The organism is Gemmiger formicilis, from assembly GCF_016901605.1.
Classification (GTDB): domain Bacteria; phylum Bacillota; class Clostridia; order Oscillospirales; family Ruminococcaceae; genus Gemmiger; species Gemmiger formicilis_B.
Genome location: NZ_JACJKP010000721.1, coordinates 1 through 225, shown reverse-complemented (window position 1 = coordinate 225; position 225 = coordinate 1). Strand labels below are relative to the sequence as shown.

General features: G+C 57.8%; 1 protein-coding gene. It reads left to right on the top strand.

Annotation, left to right across the window (positions count from 1 at the left end):
* Positions 1–225, top strand: a 225-nt coding sequence (locus H6B10_RS16610; RefSeq protein ID WP_204652479.1) for a hypothetical protein, incomplete at both ends; no start/stop codon positions are given.

Sequence of the window (225 nt, the reverse complement as noted above, 5' to 3'; positions counted from 1 at the left end):
CTGCCACGTACAGGCGGACGGCAGTGAATCCTACGGTTGCCGGCAGCAGCGCACCGGCGCGGCCTGGGACGACCAGGTCCTGTGCACCCTGTACCGTGACAGCGAACTTCCCGGCCTGATCTTGGAATTTTATACCCAGTATGACACGGTTTGCAGGAGGACGGCAAGAGGCGGATTTCACAAAAATCGTGGGGCGATTTTGGCACACAACAAAAAAATACCGCC